Below are 17,123 nucleotides of genomic sequence, written 5' to 3'. Positions count from 1 at the left end.
AAGCTGGTGGGGGTGGCTTGGGCTGCGAGGTGGGGGCTTCGGGTGCGGGTGACGGACGTGCTGTGGGCGCGGGATTTTTTGAGGGGTGTTGCGCTGCGCGGCGGGCCGGGCGCGGAGGGGCGCTGTGCGGATCGCGTTGCCGGAGGGGGGCGGGCGGCATAGGTAGGCCCCAAAGGAGAGCTTACATGACCAACCCGCTTCTCGAGGACTGGGACACGCCCTTCGGCCTGCCGCCCTTTTCCGCGATTTCCGACAGTGACTTCGGCCCGGCGCTGGAGGTGGCGCTGATCGAACACGAGGCCGAGATCGCGGCTATCGCCGAGAACCCGGCGGCCCCGAGCTTCGAGAACACGCTGGTGGCGCTCGAGGGCGCGGGCGCGGCGCTCGACAAGGTGCTCTCGGCCTTCTTCGCGCTGGCGGGCGCCGACAGCACCCCGGCGCGCCAGGCGCTGCAGCGGGATTTCGCGCCGAAGCTCTCGGCGCATTTCTCCGCGATTCATGCCAATGAGCACCTCTTCCGCCGCATCGAGGCGCTTTGGGAGGTCCGCGAGGAGCTGGACCTCGCCCCCGAGGAGGCGCGGCTTCTGATGCTGACGCGGCGCGGCTTCCTGCGCGCGGGCGCGGCGCTGCGCGGCGAGGCGGCGGCGCGCATGGCCGAGATCAAGTCGCGGCTTTCGGTGCTGGGCACGCGCTTCACCCAGAACGTGCTCTCGGACGAGGCGGGCTGGCGGCTGGAGCTTTCCGAGGCGGACCTCGAGGGGCTGCCCGAGTTCCTGCGCGCAGGCCTGCGCGCGGCGGGCGCCGAGGCCGGCGCCAAGGGCCCCATCCTGACCTTGTCGCGCGCGCTGGTGGTGCCCTTCCTGCAGTTCTCGCCGCGCGCCGATCTGCGCGAGACGGCCTGGCGGGCCTGGACCGGGCGCGGCGCGACCGGCGGGGAGAGCGACAACCGCGAGATCGCCGCCGAGGTGCTGGCGCTCCGGCAGGAACGCGCGGCGCTTCTGGGCTACGAGAGCTTCGCGGCCTGGAAGCTCGAGACCGAGATGGCGGGCCGCCCCTCGGAGGTGCGTGCGCTTTTGGAGGCGGTCTGGACCCCGGCGCGGGCGCGGGCCGAAGAGGATGCCGCGATCCTGGCCGAGATGAAGCAGGCCGAGGGCCAGAACGGCGCGCTCCAGCCCTGGGACTGGCGCTACTACGCCGAGCGGCGGCGCCGGGCCGAGCACGATCTGGATGAAAGCGCGCTGAAGCCCTACCTGCAGCTCGAGCGGATGATCGAGGCGGCCTTCGACTGCGCGCATCGGCTTTTCGGGCTGGAGTTCGCGCCGGTCGCGGCGGATCTCTACCATCCCGATTGTCGCGCCTGGGAGGTGACCCGCAACGGGCGGCACCTCGCGGTCTTCGTCGGCGATTACTTCGCGCGGGCCTCGAAGCGCTCGGGCGCCTGGTGTTCGGCCATGCGCATGCAGGCGCGGCGGCCCGAGGTGAAGACGCCGGTGGTGGTCAATGTCTGCAACTTCTCCAAGCCCGCGGCAGGGGAGGCGGCGCTTCTGTCCTATGACGAGGCGCGCACGCTGTTCCACGAGTTCGGCCATGCGCTGCACCAGATCCTGTCGGATGTGACCTTCGGCTCGATGGCCGGCACCTCGGTGGCGCGCGACTTCGTGGAACTGCCGAGCCAGCTCTTCGAACACTGGCTCGAGGTGCCCGAGGTGCTGCAGCGCTTCGCCACCCATGTCGAGACCGGCGCGCCGATGCCCGAGGCCATGCTTGAGCGGGTCCTGGCGGCGGCGAATTTCGACCAGGGCTTCCAGACCGTGGAATATGTCGCCTCGGCGCGGGTGGACCTGGAGTTCCACGACGGCCCGGCGCCCGCCGATCCCATGGCGCGGCAGGCCGAGATCCTGGCTGAGATGGGCATGCCCGCGGCCATCGCCATGCGACATGCGACGCCGCATTTCGCCCATGTCTTCGCCGGCGACGGCTATTCCTCGGGCTATTACAGCTACATGTGGTCCGAGGTCATGGACGCCGATGCCTTCGCCGCCTTCGAGGAGGCGGGCGGGGCCTTCGACGCCGCCATGGCCAAGAAGCTCGAGCGGTTCATCCTGTCGAAGGGCGGATCGGCCGAGGCCGAGGATCTCTATGTCAGCTTCCGGGGCAAGATGCCCGGGGTCGCGGCGCTTCTGAAGGGGCGCGGGCTGGCGGCCTGAGGGGGAGTTCCGGGTGCTTCGGGGCGCTTCGGGCGCCGCTCAGAAGGGGCGGCGTTCGAGCGTGAAACCTTCGGCCGCGAGCAGGGCGAGAAGACCGTCGGGGCCGGGCAGATGCGCGGCACCGGCGGCGACCACCAGGGTCTCGCCTTCGCGGGTCTCGGCGAGGATGCGCGGCAGCCAGGCGCGGTTGCGGTCGCCGAGCAGCGCTTGTGTCGTCTCGGCCAGCGCCGCTTCGGCGGCCTCGGTGCCGCCGGGCCCCGCCCCGGCGCCTTCGGAGGAGAGAAGCTCCGAGAGCACCCAGCTTTCGCCCGGACGTTCGTCGAAATAGGCCGCGCGCAGGGTGGCGAAGATGTCCTCGGCGCGCTCGGGCGGCAGGAGGGCGGCGGCCATCATCTGCGCCTGCTGGTCCTCGGGCGTGGTCTCCAGCGCCGCGAAGACCTGCATCGGGTCTTCCAGCGCCCGGGTCGGCGTGCCGGTCGTCTTGGCGAGTTCCTGCAGCCGGGCGTCGAGCCCGGTCGCCAGCCCCAGGTCCGTCGCCATGCAGGGCGGCAAGGCCAGGATCATCGAGACATACCAGGGCTTGAAGCGTGCGGCCATGAAGGGCTGCATGCCGCGGGCGCGCAGCGCCTCGGAGAGCCGCGCCCAGTCCGTCGCGGGCAGCATCTCGGGCAGGGTGGTGCCCTCGAGCAGCAGGATCGAGGGATCGCGCGAGAGTCGCTCGGTCAGCGCCGCCTCCTCGGTCTCGGTCATCTCGAGGAACATCAGCCGGGCCTCGGCGATCAGCGGGGTCAGCCGCTCGGTGACGCCCTCGAAGCGCGGGTCGTCCGCGTGCAGCGTGCCGATGAGGTGGATCACCGCGCCGTCGCGGCTTGCGCGCCAGTGGTTGCCCTCGGCATAGGGCAGGTCTTCGAGCCGCTCGGCCAGGGTGGCGCGCATCTCCGGGGCGAGCGAAGGGCGCAGGTCGGTGCCCGCGCAGGCGGCCTGCAGGCTCAGGGTCGAGAGCAGCCAGAAGGCCAGGGCGAGGGCGGCGCGCATGTGGGTCTCCGGGGATTTTTGTCGGGCCAGATTACCCGGGGGCTTGCGCGCGGCAAGCCCGCGGGAAACTCTGGCGCGCGATGACACGGGAAAGCGATCTCTACGGGCCGGTGAAGGCCTATCTCGAGGCCCAGGGCTACGCGGTGAAGGGCGAGGTCGGCGCCGCCGACGTGGTGGCGCTTCGGGGCGAAGAGCCGCCGGTGGTGGTGGAGCTGAAACGCTCGGTCACGCTGGGGCTGATCCACCAGGCGGTGGCGCGGCTGGCGCTGACCGAGCGGGTCTATATCGCCGTCGCCCGGCCCGAGGGCGCGCGCGCCCGGCGCGGGATCAAGGACAACCGGGCGCTTTGCCGGCGGCTGGGGCTCGGCTTCCTGACGGTGCGGGCGCGGGACGGCAAGGTTGAGGTCCTGTGCGATCCCGGGCCCTACCGGCCGCGCGGGTCGAAGGTCGGCCGTGAGAAGCTGCTGCGCGCCTTCGAGCGGCTCCGGGGCGATCCCAACGAGGGCGGCGCGACCCGGCACGGGCTGGTGACCGGCTACCGGCAGGATGCGTTGGCTTGCGCAGCCTATCTCGCCGAGGCCGGGGCCGAGAAGGGCGCGCTGGTGGCGCGGGCGACCGGCGTGCCCGGGGCGACGCGGATCATGCGGGACAACCACTACGGCTGGTTCGAGCGGGTGGAGAAGGGCGTCTATGCGCTGACCGAGGCGGGCCGCGCGGGGCTGGTGCATTGGGCCGGGAGCTGGGAGGCTGGGGAGTGATGGGGGGATTGGGGGCGCTGGACCGATGTTCGGACCTGCGGCTGCGATTGCAGTTGGCGCCACGCTTGCAGTTGGCGGCACGCTTCTCCCTCGCCCCTCTTGCGCCCGAATAGCACCGAAGGTGCCGGGCGCGCGCCGGACCGGCCCCTTGGGCCGGCGCTCCTTCGGATGGCGTGCATAGCTCGCCTCTCGTCCTGACCTTGCTGGGATAAAGCGCAAAGCCCAGAGGTCAGCAACGCCGGCCCCCGGTCCGGCGCGCGCCCTCTGGTGCAAGAGCTGTCGTCCTGGGAGGGGCGAAGTCTGGTAGGCAGGCACGTCGGTCCAAAGGAGCGTTGGCGTCTCAAGGGATCGCGGCGCTTGGAGGCTGTCCCCGCTTCCGCTGTATATCTCGCCAATCGCTTGCCGCTCGCCCTTCTTTGCGCCCGAATAGCATCGAAGATGCCGGGCGCGCGCCGGACCGGCCCGATGGGCCGGCGCTCCTTGGGGCGGCGCGCATAGCTCGCCTCTAGCCCTGACCTTGCTGGGATAAAGCGCCCCGCGCAGAGGTCAGCAGCGCCGGCCCCCGGTCCGGCGCGCGCCCTTCGCAAGCGCCCAACCGCCGCCACCCGGCCCGACCCGTAAAATCCGCCGCAAATCTCCGGGCCGCTTGCTTGACAGAATCCCGCCCGCTGCCTATCTCGGCTTCGTTAGCACTCGACGATCGTGAGTGCTAACGTGTCTGCCTTAGGGGGGACACCAACAGGAACAACCTTTGAGCCAAGGAGACTCGAAGATGGCATTCAAACCGCTCCATGACCGTGTTCTGGTGCGTCGCGTCGAGAGCGACGAGAAGACCAAGGGCGGCCTCATCATCCCCGAAACCGCCAAGGAAAAGCCCTCCGAAGGCGTTGTCGTGGCATGTGGCGAAGGCGCCCGCAAGGACAACGGCGAGCTGATCGCGATGGCCGTGAAAGAAGGCGACAAGGTGCTTTTCGGCAAGTGGTCCGGCACCGAAGTGACCCTCGACGGCGAAGAGCTGCTGATCATGAAGGAAAGCGACATCCTCGGCATCATCGCCGATGCGAAGGAAGCGAAGGCGGCCTGATCGGCCCCGCGCATCCCGGCTTTTCCATCAGACTCAAATCAAGGAGTGAAGTGACATGTCTGCCAAGGACGTGAAGTTCGAAACCGACGCCCGCAACCGTATGCTGAAAGGCGTCAACATCCTCGCCGACGCGGTGAAGGTGACCCTCGGCCCCAAGGGCCGCAACGTGGTGCTGGACAAGTCGTTCGGCGCGCCGCGCATCACCAAGGACGGCGTCTCCGTCGCCAAGGAAATCGAGCTTGAGGACAAGTTCGAGAACATGGGCGCGCAGATGGTCAAGGAAGTGGCCAGCCGCACCAATGACGAGGCCGGCGACGGCACCACGACCGCGACCGTTCTGGCGCAGTCGATCGTCAAGGAAGGCGTGAAGGCCGTCTCCGCGGGCATGAACCCGATGGACCTCAAGCGCGGCATCGACCTCGCCACCTCCAAGGTCGTCGAGCACATCAAGAACGCCGCGCGCAAGGTCGAGAACTCCGACGAGGTCGCGCAGGTCGGCACCATCTCCGCCAACGGCGAAGAGTCGATCGGCAAGATGATCGCGGACGCGATGCAGAAGGTCGGCAACGAGGGTGTGATCACCGTCGAAGAGAACAAGGGCATGGAAACCGACGTGGAAGTCGTCGAGGGCATGCAGTTCGACCGCGGCTACCTCTCGCCCTACTTCGTGACCAACTCCGAGAAGATGGTCGCCGAGCTGGAAGACTGCATGATCCTGCTGCACGAGAAGAAGCTCTCCTCGCTGCAGCCGCTGGTGCCGCTCCTCGAGCAGGTGATCCAGAGCCAGAAGCCGCTCCTCATCATCGCCGAGGACGTCGAAGGCGAAGCGCTGGCGACCCTCGTGGTCAACAAGCTGCGCGGCGGCCTCAAGATCGCGGCCGTGAAGGCACCGGGCTTCGGCGACCGCCGCAAGGCCATGCTGCAGGACATCGCGATCCTGACCGGCGGCCAGGTGATCTCGGAAGACCTCGGCATGAAGCTCGAGAATGTCACCATGGACATGCTCGGCCAGGCCAAGAAGGTCGACATCACCAAGGACGAGACCACCATCGTCGACGGTGCAGGCGACAAGGCCGAGATCGAGGCCCGCGTCGGCCAGATCCGCACCCAGATCGAGGAAACCACCTCGGACTACGACCGCGAGAAGCTCCAGGAGCGTGTCGCGAAGCTCGCAGGCGGTGTGGCCGTGATCCGCGTCGGCGGCATGACCGAAGTGGAAGTCAAAGAGCGCAAGGACCGTGTCGATGACGCGCTGAACGCGACCCGCGCGGCCGTTCAGGAAGGCATCGTGGTCGGCGGCGGCGTGAGCCTCGTCCAGGGCGCCAAGGCGCTGGACGGCGTGACCGGCGCCAACAGCGACCAGAACGCCGGCGTCGCCATCGTGCGCCGCGCGCTCGAGGCACCGCTGCGCCAGATCGCCGAGAACGCAGGCGTCGACGGCTCCGTCGTCGCAGGCAAGATCCGCGAATCGGACGACCTGAAGTTCGGCTACAACGCCCAGACCGACGAATATGGCGACATGTTCAAGTTCGGCGTGATCGACCCCGCGAAGGTCGTGCGCACCGCGCTCGAGGATGCGGCATCGGTTGCGGGCCTCCTGGTCACCACCGAGGCCATGGTCGCCGACAAGCCGCAGAAGGAAGGTGCCGGTGGCGGCGCTGGCGGCGGCATGCCCGACATGGGCGGCATGGGCGGCATGATGTAATCTGCCGGCTGACGCCGATTGATCAGGGAAGGGCCCGCCTTGCGCGGGCCCTTTTCTTTTGGTGGGGCCATCTTTCGGACGGGCGGCCCGCGCCCCGAAGGCCCCGCCGTGGCGCGGGCCGCGCCCGCGTGCTAGGCGGGGCGGGCGACAAGAACGGGAGGCTGCGAGGATGATCGGGCGGGACTTCATGCAGGAGATGCGCGCGGGCGAGGAAAAGGCCGTTGAGGCCCTGCTCAACGCGGCCTTCCCCGGGCCGGACGAGGCGCGGATCGTGCGCGCTTTGCGCAAGTCCGGCGAGATCGCGGGCGAACAGGTGGTCCGCGAGGAGGGCCAGATCGTCGGCTACCTCGCGCTCTCGCGCTTCCGCGCCCCCGAGGGCTGGCTCTGCCTCGCGCCGATCGCGGTGGCGCCGGACCGGCAGGGGCAGGGCATCGGGCGGCGCATGTGCCGGATGCTCGTCGGCTGGGCCGAGGCCGCGGGCCAGACCATCGTCGTCCTGGGCGAGCCCGAGTTCTACAGCCGCGCCGGCTTCCGCATGGCCGAGGGGCTGGCCTCGCCTTTCCCGATCGACCACACGCTCGTCGCCGGGCCCGCGCGGGCGCCCCAGGGCAGCCGGCTGCGCTACCCCCGCGCCTTCGGGACCTGAGCCATGCGGCTGTTCCTGCTGAGCGCGCTGACCATGGCGGCCTTCGCGGCCAACTCGGTGCTGAACCGCATGGCGCTGGTGGACGGCGGCATGGATGCGGCGCTTTTCGGCACGCTCCGGCTCTGGGCCGGGGCGCTGACGCTCCTGGCGCTCTGCCTGGTGACGCGCGGAGGGCTGCGGCTCGGCGGGCGGGGCCGGGCGCTCGGGGTGGCCTCGCTGCTCGTGTATATCTACGGCTTCTCGGCGGCCTACCTGGCGCTCGACGCGGGGCTCGGCGCGCTGATCCTCTTTGGCTGCGTGCAGGTCACCATGTTCGGCGGCGCGCTTCTGGGCGGCGAACGTCCGGGCGGGCGGCGCTGGGCGGGCGCGGGGCTGGCCTTCGCGGGGCTCGCCTGGCTGCTCTGGCCGGGCTCGGGCGCGCCGGTCAGCCCGGTGCACGGCCTGCTCATGGCGGCGGCGGGCGTCGGCTGGGGGCTCTATTCGCTGGCCGGACGCGGCGCTCAGGATGCGCTCATGGGCACGGCGGCCAACTTCGCGCTGGCGGCCCCTCTGGGACTGGCGCTGAGCCTTCTTCTCGGGGCGGGAGCGGGCGCAGACGCGGCGGGCATCGCCTTGGCGGTGCTCTCCGGCGCGGTGACCTCGGGTCTGGGCTACGCGCTCTGGTACGCGGTGCTGCCCCGGCTCGAGGCCAGCGCCGCGGCGGTGGCGCAGCTCACCGTGCCGATCCTGGCCCTGGGCGGCGGGATGGTCTTCCTCGGCGAGAGCCTGACCTGGCAGTTCGCGCTGGCGAGCCTCCTGGTGCTGGGCGGCGTGGGCCTGTCGGTTTTGCCGTTTCGCAGGCGCCGCCGAGCGCCTATGTGAGGGCCATGATCCGCCGTCTTGCCCTGGCCTGCCTGTTCGCCGCCGCCGCGCTGCCCGCGCGGGCGGATTGCGTGGTGCTGCTGCACGGGCTGGCACGCAGCGAGGTCTCCTTCCTGCCCATGGCCGAGATGCTCGAGCTCGAGGGCTACCGCACGGTGGTCCCGGGCTACCCCTCGACCGAGAAGCCGATCGAGACGCTGGTCGACGAGGTGCTGCCCCAGGCGGTGCGCGACTGCGGCGCCGAGACGGTGCATATCGTGACCCATTCCATGGGCGGCATCCTGGCCCGCGTCTGGCTGTCGGAGACCCGGCCCGAGCGGCTTGGTCGGGTGGTCATGCTGGCGCCGCCGAACCAGGGCAGCGAGCTGGTCGACGCCCTGGGCGGGCTGGAGCTCTTCCAATGGCTGAACGGCCCGGCGGGGGGCGAGCTGGGCACCGGGCCCGAGGATGTGCCCGCGCAGCTTCCGCCGGTGGATTTCGAACTGGGCGTGATCGCCGGCTCGCGCTCGCTGAACCCGGCCTATTCGGCGCTGATCCCGGGCACCGATGACGGCAAGGTCTCGGTGGCCTCGACCCGGGTCGAGGGCATGGCCGAGCACCTGGTCCTGCCGGTGACCCATACCTTCATCATGCAAAGCCCCGAGGTCATGGCCCAGGTCATCCTGTTCCTGCGCGCGGGCCGCTTCGGCCCGGTCGGCGACTGGGGCGAGGTGCTGCCGCTCGAGGATCTGCCCTGCCTGGTGGCCGACTGCCCATGAGGCCGCTGCGCTTCCGCAACGCCCGGGTGCTGGGCCCCGAAGGCTGGCACGGCGCGGATCTCGAGATCGCCGCGGGCCGCTTCGCCGCGCCCGAGGCCGACCGGGTGGTCGATGCGGCGGGCTACCGGCTCCTGCCGGGCATCGTGGACCTGCACGGCGACGGCTTCGAGCGCCACGTCGCCCCGCGCCGGGGCGCGCTGCACGACACCGAGGGCGGGCTCTTCGCCACCGCCGCCGAGCTGGCCGCCAATGGCATCACCACCGCCTATCTCGCGCAGTTCTGGTCCTGGGAAGGTGGCTTGCGCGGCCCCGATTTCGCCGAGGAGGTCTTTGCCGCCTGGGCCGCCATGCGCCACCGGGTCGAGATCGACCTGCGCATGCAGCTGCGTCTCGAGACCCATATGGTCGACGATTTCGCCCGCGCCGAGGCGACGGTCGCGGCGCATGGCATCGACTACCTGGTCTTCAACGACCACCTCCAGCACAAGCGGCTGGCCGAGGAGCGGCGGCCGAAGCAAATGACCGGCCAGGCCCTGAAAAGCGGCCGCAGCCCCGAGGCGCATTTTGCCTATATGCTGGAACTGCACCGCAACGGTCCCGAGGTCGGCCCGGCGCTGGATGCGCTGGCGGCGCGGCTCAAGGCCACGGGCGTGCGGCTCGGCTCGCATGACGACGCCTCCGCCGAGACCCGGCAGGGCTGGCGCGCGCGCGGCGTTGCCATCGCCGAGTTCCCCGAGACCCGCGCCGCTGCCGAAGAGGCCCGCGCCGCAGGCGAGGCGGTGATCATGGGCGCGCCCAACGTCGTGCGCGGCTCGTCCCACAAGCGCAACGTCGCGGCCGCCGAGCTGATCGCCGAAGGGCTCTGCGACGCGCTGGCCTCGGATTACCACTACCCCGCGCCGCTTTCGGCGGTGCGGCGGCTGGTCGCCTCGGGGATCTGCGACTGGGAGACCGCCTGGCCCCTGGTCTCGGCAGGGCCCGCGCGGGTGCTGGGCCTCAGCGACCGGGGGCGCATCGCGCCCGGTTGCCGCGCCGACCTGGTGGTGCTGGACGCCGAGGACCGCGTCGCGGCCACCTTCGCGGGTGGCCGGGTGGCCTATATGACCGGCGACTTCGCCGCGCGGATGCTCAGTTCCTGACGATCCGGTTGATATGGCCCATCTTGCGGCCCGGCTTGGCCTCGGCCTTGCCGTAGAGATGGAGCGCCACGTCGCGCTCGCGCGACAGCGCAGGCACCCGGTCGAGGTCGGCGCCGATCAGGTTCTCCATGACCACGTCCGAATGCCGCCGGCCGTCGCCCAGGGGCCAGCCCGCGACCGCGCGGATGTGCTGTTCGAACTGGTCGACCGCGCAGCCGTTCTGCGTCCAATGCCCGGAGTTGTGCACCCGGGGCGCGATCTCGTTCACCACGAGCCCGCGCGGGGTCACGAAGAGCTCGACCCCGAGGACACCCACGTAATCGAGCGCGTTCAGGATCCGCCCGGCCAGCAGCACCGCGTCCTGCATCTGCGCGGGCGACAGCGCGGCGGGCACCGTGGTGGTGCGCAGGATGCCGCCTTCGTGCAGGTTCTCGCCGGGATCGAAACAGGCGACCTCGCCGTCGATTCCGCGCGCGGCGATGACCGAGACCTCGCGGGAGAAGTCGACGAAGCCCTCCAGGATCGCGGGCGCGCCGTTCAACTCGGCCAGCGCCGCCTCGGCCTCCTCGGGGGCGGAGATCCGCGCCTGGCCCTTGCCGTCGTAGCCGAAGCGCCGGGTCTTGAGGATGCCGGGCGTGCCGGCGGCTTCAAGCGCGGCGGGCAGATCGTCGGGGCCCGCCACATCGGCAAAGGGCGCCACGGCAAGCCCGAGGTCGGCCAGGAATTGCTTCTCGACGAGCCGGTCCTGGCTCACCCGCAGGGCCTCGCGGCCCGGGCGGATCGGCTTCAGCGCGCCCAGACGGTCGAGCGCCTCGGTCGGCACGTTCTCGAACTCGTAGGTGATGACGTCGACGCTTTCAGCAAAGGCGGTCAGCGCGGCTGCGTCCTCGTAGGGGGCGGTGGTCAGCCGGTGGGCGACATGGGCCGCGGGCGGCTCGGCGCCGGGCTCGTAGACATGGGTCTTCAGCCCCAGCCGCGCCGCCGCGACCGAGAGCATCCGGCCCAGCTGGCCGCCGCCGAGAATGCCGATGGTCGCGCCTTGGGGCAGGGGGGTGTCGCTCATGTCGCTGGGGTCTTTCTCTTGAAGGTGGGGCCCGGGGTCAGTCGCGCTCGGGAGTCTCGGGGATCGAGGCCGAGAGTGCTTCGCGCCAGGCGTCGAGCCGCTCGGCAAGCTCCCGGTCCTCGTTGGCCAGGATCGCCGCCGCCATGAGCCCGGCGTTGGCCGCGCCCGCGGCCCCGATGGCCATGGTCGCGACCGGGAAGCCGCGCGGCATCTGCACGATGGAATAAAGGCTGTCGACGCCCGAAAGCGCCCGGGTCTGCACTGGCACGCCGATCACCGGCACGCGGGTCTTGGAGGCCATCATGCCCGGCAGATGCGCGGCCCCGCCGGCGCCGGCGATGATCGCCTTCAGCCCGCGTCCCGCCGCCTCGCAGCCGTAGCTCCAAAGCCTGTCGGGGGTGCGATGCGCCGAGACGATGCGGACCTCGTGGGCCACGCCCAGGGTCTCGAGGATCTCGGCGGCCTCCTTCATCGTCGGCCAGTCGGACTGGCTGCCCATGATGATCCCGACCTTGACCGCGCTCTCGCCCATCGCCTCGCCCCTCGTCGCTCTGCGTCTTGGGGCCGGTAGCTACCGCCCCGGGCGCGGCTACGCAATGCTACGCAATGATGTCGGGGAAGATGCGGTCCTCGATATAGGCGATCATGTCCTTGAGCTGCAGCTTGCGCTTCTTCAGCCGCTGAATCGTCAGCGCGTCCGAGGTGCCACGCTCCTGCAGGGCGCGGATGGCGTCGTCCAGGTCGCGGTGTTCGCGTTTGAGCACCCGCAACTCGACCTTCAGCACCTCGTCGGACTTCATGGAAATGTCGGTCAGCGCGTTCATATTGGCCTTGTCCATGCCGGGCTCGGGGCCCTCAAAATACCGCGTTTCCGCCCTCTCCGAAAGAGGCTTGCGCGGGTCGCGAACCTTGCAGGGGCCCGCGCCCCGCCCCATATTTGTTCCGAAGGCCGCCGCAACGGGGCCTCTCAGACGATCGCTTGCCAAAAGGATGCGTCGATGACGAAAATGACCTTGGGGTCGCACCCCCAGCTTCTGGGCTTCGAACAGCTCGAGCGCCTGCTCGAGCGGACCGCCAAATCGGCCGAGGGCTATCCGCCCTACAACATCGAACGAACCGCCGAGGATGCCTATCGCATCACCCTGGCGGTGGCCGGGTTCTCCGAAGCCGACCTTTCCATCACGGTTGAAGACCGCCAGCTGGTGATCCGCGGACGCCAGTCCGCCGAGGCCGAGGGCCGGGTCTACCTGCACCGCGGCATCGCCGCGCGGCAGTTCCAGCGCAGCTTCGTGCTGGCCGACGGCGTCGAGGTGGGCGAGGCGCTCATGGAGAACGGGCTTCTGCACGTCGACCTGACCGTCGCCCGTCCCGAGAGCGTGGTTCAGAACATTCAGATCAAGCGGGGGTAAGGCCATGAACACCGCATATGACTTCACCAAGCTCGACGAGGGCCGCACGGTCTACGTCCGCCCGGTCGAGATCTCCGAGCTGCCCGAGGACCTGCAAGAGCAGATGACCGGCAGCGGCACCGTCTACGCCGTCCACCGCGCCGACGGCGAACGCCTGGCGCTGGTGAAGGACCGCCAGATGGCCTTCATCCTGGCCCGCCAGAACGATTTTGCACCGGTGACGGTGCACTGACACGCTAGGGGTGCTCCTGAGGGGGCGCTTCGGTGGCGGGATAGAGGGGCCGTGCCGCGGGGCGCGGCCCTTTTTCGTGGGGGTTTGGTCTTTACGAACAGAAAAAGGCCCCGCGGTTTCCCGCAGGGCCCTTGGCGTGCCGTAGCTTGGCGTCGCCGGATCAGCCGGCGATCAGGCCCATGCTTTCGAGCTTCAGGATCACCTGGTGGGCGCAGTTGTCCACGTCGGTGCCCTCGGTCTCGACGCGCAGCTCGGGGTTCTGCGGCTCGTCGTAGGGGTCGGAGATGCCGGTGAACTCCTTGATCTTGCCTTCCCGCGCGAGCTTGTAGAGGCCCTTGCGGTCGCGGCGCTCGCATTCCTCGAGCGAGGTCGCCACGTGGATCTCGAGGAAGGCGCCGTATTGCTCGATCTCCTCGCGGACCGCCCGGCGGGTGGCCGCATAGGGGGCGATCGGCGCGCAGATGGCGATGCCGCCGTTCTTGGTGATCTCCGAGGCCACATAGCCGATGCGGCGGATGTTGAGGTCGCGGTGCTCCTTCGAGAAGCCCAGCTCGGAGGAGAGGTTCTTCCGCACGATGTCACCATCGAGCAGCGTCACAGGGCGGCCGCCCATCTCCATCAGCTTGACCATGAGGGCATTGGCAATGGTCGATTTGCCCGAGCCCGAGAAGCCGGTGAAGAACACCGTGAAGCCCTGCTGGCTGCGCGGCGGACGGGTGCGGCGCAGCTCGGAGACCACCTCGGGGAAGGAGAACCAGTCCGGCACCTCGAGACCTTCCTGCAGGCGGCGCCGCAGCTCGGTGCCCGAGATGTTGAGGATGGTCACCTGGTCCTTGTCCTCGATCTCGTCGATCGCCTCGTATTGGGCGCGCTCCTGCACGTAGACCATGTGTTTGAAATCGACCATCTCGATGCCGATTTCCTCCTGGTGCGCGCGGAACAGCTCCTGGGCGTCATAGGGGCCGTAGAAATCCTCGCCGGCGGAGTTCTTGCCGGGGCCGGCGTGGTCGCGGCCGACGATGAAGTGCGTGCAGCCGTGGTTGCGGCGGATCAGCCCGTGCCAGACCGCCTCGCGAGGGCCGGCCATGCGCATCGCCAGGTTCAGGAGCGACATGGTGGTGGTCGCGCCGGGGTATTTGTCGAGCACCGCCTCGTAGCAGCGCACCCGGGTGAAATGGTCGACGTCGCCGGGTTTGGTCATGCCGACGACCGGGTGGATCAGGAGGTTGGCCTGGCTCTCGCGCGCGGCGCGGAAGGTCAGCTCCTGGTGGGCGCGGTGCAGCGGGTTGCGGGTCTGGAAGGCCACGACCTTGCGCCAGCCGAGCTTGCGGAAGCGCGCGCGCAGCTCGTTCGGCGTGTCGCGCGAGGCGCGGAAGTCGTAATGCGTGGGCTGCTGGATGCCGGTCACCGGCCCGCCGAGATAGACCTTGCCGGCGGTGTTGTGCAGGTAGTTGACCGCCGGATGCGCGGTGTCGTCGGCGCCGAAGACCTTCTCGGCCTCGCGCGCCTTGTTGGGCACCCATTTGTCGGTGACGGTCATGGTGGCGAGGATGACGCCCTCCTGGTCGCGGAGCGCGATGTCCTGGCCTTCCTCGATGCCCTCGGCGAAGCTCTCGGAGACGTCGAGCGTGATCGGCATCGGCCAGAGCGACCCATCGGCCAGGCGCATGTTCTCCACGACGCTGTCGTAGTCCTTCTCGCCCAGGAAGCCCTTGAGCGGGGAGAAGCCGCCGTTCATCAGAAGCTCGAGGTCGCAGATCTGGCGCGGCGTCAGATCGTGGCTGGTCAGGTCACCGGCCTCGACCTTCAGTTTCTGGGCGCTCTCGTAGGAGACATACAGCTCGGGCAGCGGGGCGAGGTTCGGTAATTCGATGCTCATCGCGGTCTCGTCATCTCAAATGTTACGTCACGGGCGGAGCGGAGGCCGGAGCCGGCGCATGTCGGGCGCCATAGACCCCTGGGCTTGAGCTGGCAAGGCCGCGGCGGAAGCGGGCGGCGGGATGCTGCGGAATAGCCGCGTTGCGCGGGGCGCAAGGGGGGGGCTTGGAGTGACTGGTTGGAGTTGTGAGGCTTTGGTGGTCGTCCAAGTTGTGAACCGTCGGTGCCTGTTGAGAGGTGCCTTCTTGCGCCCGAATAGCACCGAAGGTGCCGGGCGCGCGCCGGACCGGCCCGATGGGCCGGCGCTCCTTGGGGTGGCGTGCATAGCGTGCCTCTAGTCCTGACCTTGCTGGGATAAAGCGCTTGGCTCGGAGGTCGGCAGCGCCGGCCCCCGGTCCGGCGCGCGCCCTCTGTTGGATTGGGTGGGAAAGGTGGAGCGGGCGAGTAGGCGAGTAAGGTGGCTGGGCCTCGGAAGGCTTATCCGGGGCGTTGCCACCTTCGCGCGGGAAAGTCTTTCGGATGTCCGGGGGCCGCGCGTTTTCGGGAGCGGCGCCTGTCGGTCTCGCGCATCTATTCCAGGGTCTGGTGGGGCAACGCGTAGGCGGAGCTGCAGGTGCGCGCACTAAACAAAAAGGGCCGCCCCCAAGGACGGCCCGTCAACCTCTCCCGAGAGCACACAGCCCCCGAAAACACCTCACACCCGCAAAAGCCTCACTCGGCCGCCGAATCCACCGGGGCGCCGTAGCCGAGCGGCAGGGTCTCGTCCTTGCCCTCGTCGACGCCCTGCTCGGCGAGCCAGCGTTCGGCCTCGAGCGCGGCCATGCAGCCCATGCCGGCCGAGGTCACCGCCTGGCGGTACTTGTGATCGGTCAGGTCGCCCGCGGCGAAGATCCCGGGCACCGAGGTCTCGGTCGAATCGGGTTTGGTCACCACGTAGCCGCCCATGTGGGTCTCGAGCACGTCCTTCACCAGCTCGTTCGAGGGCGCGTGACCGATGGCGATGAAGACCCCCTTGGCGGCGATCTCGCTGATCTCGCCCGAGCGCACGTCGCGGACCTTCACGCCCTCGACCCCGAGCGGGCTCTCGGTGCCGGTGACCTCGGCCAGCTCGTGGTGCCAGAGCGGCTCGATCTTGGGGTTCTTGAAGAGCCGGTCCTGCAGGATCTTCTCGGCGCGCAGCTCGTCGCGGCGGTGCACCAGCGTCACCTTGGAGGCGAAATTGGTCAGGAACAGCGCCTCTTCCACGGCGGTATTGCCGCCGCCGACCACGACGATCTCCTGGCCGCGGTAGAAGAAGCCGTCGCAGGTCGCGCAGGCGGAGACGCCGAAGCCCTTGAACTTCTCCTCCGACGGCAGGCCCAGCCATTTCGCCCGGGCGCCGGTGGCGAGGATGATCGCATCGGCCACATAGCTCGTGCCGCTGTCCGAGGAGGCCACGAAGGGGCGCTGGTCGAAGTCGATCTTGGTGATGATGTCCCCGATGATCTCGGTGCCCATGGCCTTGGCATGGGCCTCCATGCGCACCATGAGATCGGGGCCCTGGACCTCGGTGTCGCCGGGCCAGTTCTCGACCTCGGTGGTGGTGGTCAGTTGGCCGCCCGGCTCGATCCCCTGCACCAGGATCGGGTCGAGCATGGCGCGGCTGGCATAGACGGCCGCGGTGTAGCCCGCCGGGCCGGAGCCGATGATCAGAACCTTGGTGCGCTTGGTCTCGGACATGAAGAGCCCTCCGGCTTTGGGTGTCGCCTCGTGGTGTCGGGGGGATATACGCATCGCCGCCCGGGCGCGCAAACCCTGCATGGCGGGAATGTCGGGGGAGAGGGGGGCTCGGCGCCGGTCTGCAACAGGTCGGGATGTGCAGGCGGGTGTCGGGGCTGCCTTCACCGCCCGACCCGCTAGATCACCCACCACGCCACACCCCCTTGCGCCCGAATAGCACCGAAGGTGCCGGGCGCGCGCCGGACCGGCCCCGTGGGCCGGCGCTCCTTGGGGTGGCGTGCCTAGCTCACAGTGAGCAATGACCTTGTTGGGATACAGCGCATAGCTTGGAGGTCAGCAGCGCCGGCCCCCGGTCCGGCGCGCGCCCACTGGTGGTGCCTGTTGAGAGGGCAGCGAACCCCGGCCCGTGCCGGACGGCGCTCCGACCAACTTATGTTTTGTTAGCGCCAGCCTCGGGCCGCGCGTCTTGCGCCCGAACAGCATCGAAGATGCCGGGCGCGCGCCGGACCGGCCCTATGGGCCGGCGCTCCTTGGGGTGGCGGCGCACGGTTTGGGGCGGCGGAGGCCGTTTGGAGCGGGATTCCCGCCGTTTGGCCCGGCTGAGGCCGGTCGGGGCGAGCCGAGACTGG

General features: G+C 69.7%; 16 protein-coding genes. 10 read left to right on the top strand and 6 right to left on the bottom strand.

From position 1 onward, the window contains the following. The first annotated feature begins 185 nt into the window (after positions 1-185). Positions 186-2,207 (top strand): M3 family metallopeptidase, encoded by a 2,022-nt coding sequence (locus ACX938_RS06395; RefSeq protein WP_459430417.1) that lies wholly within the window; start codon positions 186-188, stop codon positions 2,205-2,207. Between the two features lie 39 nt (positions 2,208-2,246). On the opposite strand, the gene ACX938_RS06390 is transcribed toward ACX938_RS06395, so the two are convergent. Continuing rightward, entirely contained in the window at positions 2,247-3,242 is a 996-nt protein-coding gene (locus tag ACX938_RS06390; RefSeq protein WP_459430416.1) for a TraB/GumN family protein, read from the bottom strand. An 80-nt stretch (positions 3,243-3,322) separates the two neighbouring features. On the opposite strand from ACX938_RS06390, the gene ACX938_RS06385 reads away from it, so the two are divergent. The 7 genes from ACX938_RS06385 (at position 3,323) to ACX938_RS06355 (ending at position 10,193) form a co-directional block, all read left to right on the top strand. Next, entirely contained in the window at positions 3,323-4,000 is a 678-nt protein-coding gene (locus tag ACX938_RS06385; RefSeq protein WP_459430415.1) for a DUF2161 domain-containing phosphodiesterase, read from the top strand. Between the two features lie 772 nt (positions 4,001-4,772). After that, positions 4,773-5,084, top strand: a complete 312-nt coding sequence (groES, locus tag ACX938_RS06380) for a co-chaperone GroES (RefSeq protein WP_232753393.1) — start codon at positions 4,773-4,775, stop codon at positions 5,082-5,084. 55 nt (positions 5,085-5,139) lie between these two features. Next, positions 5,140-6,789 (top strand): chaperonin GroEL, encoded by a 1,650-nt coding sequence (groL, locus tag ACX938_RS06375; protein WP_232753394.1) that lies wholly within the window; start codon positions 5,140-5,142, stop codon positions 6,787-6,789. A 169-nt stretch (positions 6,790-6,958) separates the two neighbouring features. Further along, on the top strand, positions 6,959-7,435 hold the full coding sequence (locus ACX938_RS06370) for a GNAT family N-acetyltransferase (RefSeq protein ID WP_232753395.1): 477 nt from the start codon (positions 6,959-6,961) through the stop codon (positions 7,433-7,435). A 3-nt stretch (positions 7,436-7,438) separates the two neighbouring features. Next, positions 7,439-8,296: a DMT family transporter gene (locus ACX938_RS06365; RefSeq protein WP_459430414.1), complete on the top strand. Its 858-nt coding sequence runs from the start codon at positions 7,439-7,441 to the stop codon at positions 8,294-8,296. A 5-nt stretch (positions 8,297-8,301) separates the two neighbouring features. Beyond that, positions 8,302-9,054, top strand: coding sequence for an alpha/beta fold hydrolase (locus ACX938_RS06360; RefSeq protein WP_459430413.1), 753 nt, complete (start codon positions 8,302-8,304; stop codon positions 9,052-9,054). After that, positions 9,051-10,193, top strand: a complete 1,143-nt coding sequence (locus ACX938_RS06355) for an alpha-D-ribose 1-methylphosphonate 5-triphosphate diphosphatase (protein ID WP_459430412.1) — start codon at positions 9,051-9,053, stop codon at positions 10,191-10,193. Before ACX938_RS06360 ends, ACX938_RS06355 begins: the two co-directional genes overlap by 4 nt. Here the strand turns inward: ACX938_RS06355 and ACX938_RS06350 are convergent. The 3 genes from ACX938_RS06350 to ACX938_RS06340 all read right to left on the bottom strand — a co-directional run bounded on the left by ACX938_RS06350 (position 10,183) and on the right by ACX938_RS06340 (position 12,080). Then, positions 10,183-11,256, bottom strand: a complete 1,074-nt coding sequence (locus tag ACX938_RS06350; protein WP_459430411.1) for a 5-(carboxyamino)imidazole ribonucleotide synthase — start codon at positions 11,254-11,256, stop codon at positions 10,183-10,185. The two genes, ACX938_RS06355 and ACX938_RS06350, sit on opposite strands and share 11 nt — an antisense overlap. Positions 11,257-11,293: 37 nt before the next feature. Continuing rightward, complete coding sequence (purE, locus tag ACX938_RS06345) at positions 11,294-11,788, bottom strand: 5-(carboxyamino)imidazole ribonucleotide mutase (RefSeq protein WP_459430410.1); 495 nt, start codon at positions 11,786-11,788, stop codon at positions 11,294-11,296. Between the two features lie 67 nt (positions 11,789-11,855). After that, a complete protein-coding gene (locus ACX938_RS06340; protein ID WP_232753568.1) occupies positions 11,856-12,080 on the bottom strand; it encodes a YdcH family protein in 225 nt (74 codons plus the stop codon). A gap of 174 nt (positions 12,081-12,254) precedes the next feature. Here ACX938_RS06340 and ACX938_RS06335 point away from each other — a divergent pair, with 174 nt between their 5' ends. Both ACX938_RS06335 and ACX938_RS06330 read left to right on the top strand, forming a co-directional pair. Continuing rightward, positions 12,255-12,665 carry an Hsp20 family protein gene (locus ACX938_RS06335; protein WP_232753401.1) on the top strand — a complete coding sequence of 137 codons (411 nt, stop codon included), beginning with the start codon at positions 12,255-12,257 and terminating at the stop codon, positions 12,663-12,665. 4 nt (positions 12,666-12,669) lie between these two features. Next, entirely contained in the window at positions 12,670-12,897 is a 228-nt protein-coding gene (locus tag ACX938_RS06330) for a DUF1150 family protein (protein ID WP_459430409.1), read from the top strand. Positions 12,898-13,057: 160 nt separating this feature from the next. Here ACX938_RS06330 and ACX938_RS06325 read toward each other — a convergent pair whose 3' ends face one another. Further along, positions 13,058-14,776: a bifunctional sulfate adenylyltransferase/adenylylsulfate kinase gene (locus tag ACX938_RS06325; protein WP_459430408.1), complete on the bottom strand. Its 1,719-nt coding sequence runs from the start codon at positions 14,774-14,776 to the stop codon at positions 13,058-13,060. Between the two features lie 710 nt (positions 14,777-15,486). Next, entirely contained in the window at positions 15,487-16,494 is a 1,008-nt protein-coding gene (gene trxB, locus ACX938_RS06320) for a thioredoxin-disulfide reductase (protein ID WP_459430407.1), read from the bottom strand. Positions 16,495-17,123: the final 629 nt, after the last annotated feature.

The organism is Roseivivax sp., from assembly GCF_054552075.1.
Note: the sequence above shows the minus strand (reverse complement) of the source record. Positions and strands in the feature narration are given on the sequence as shown.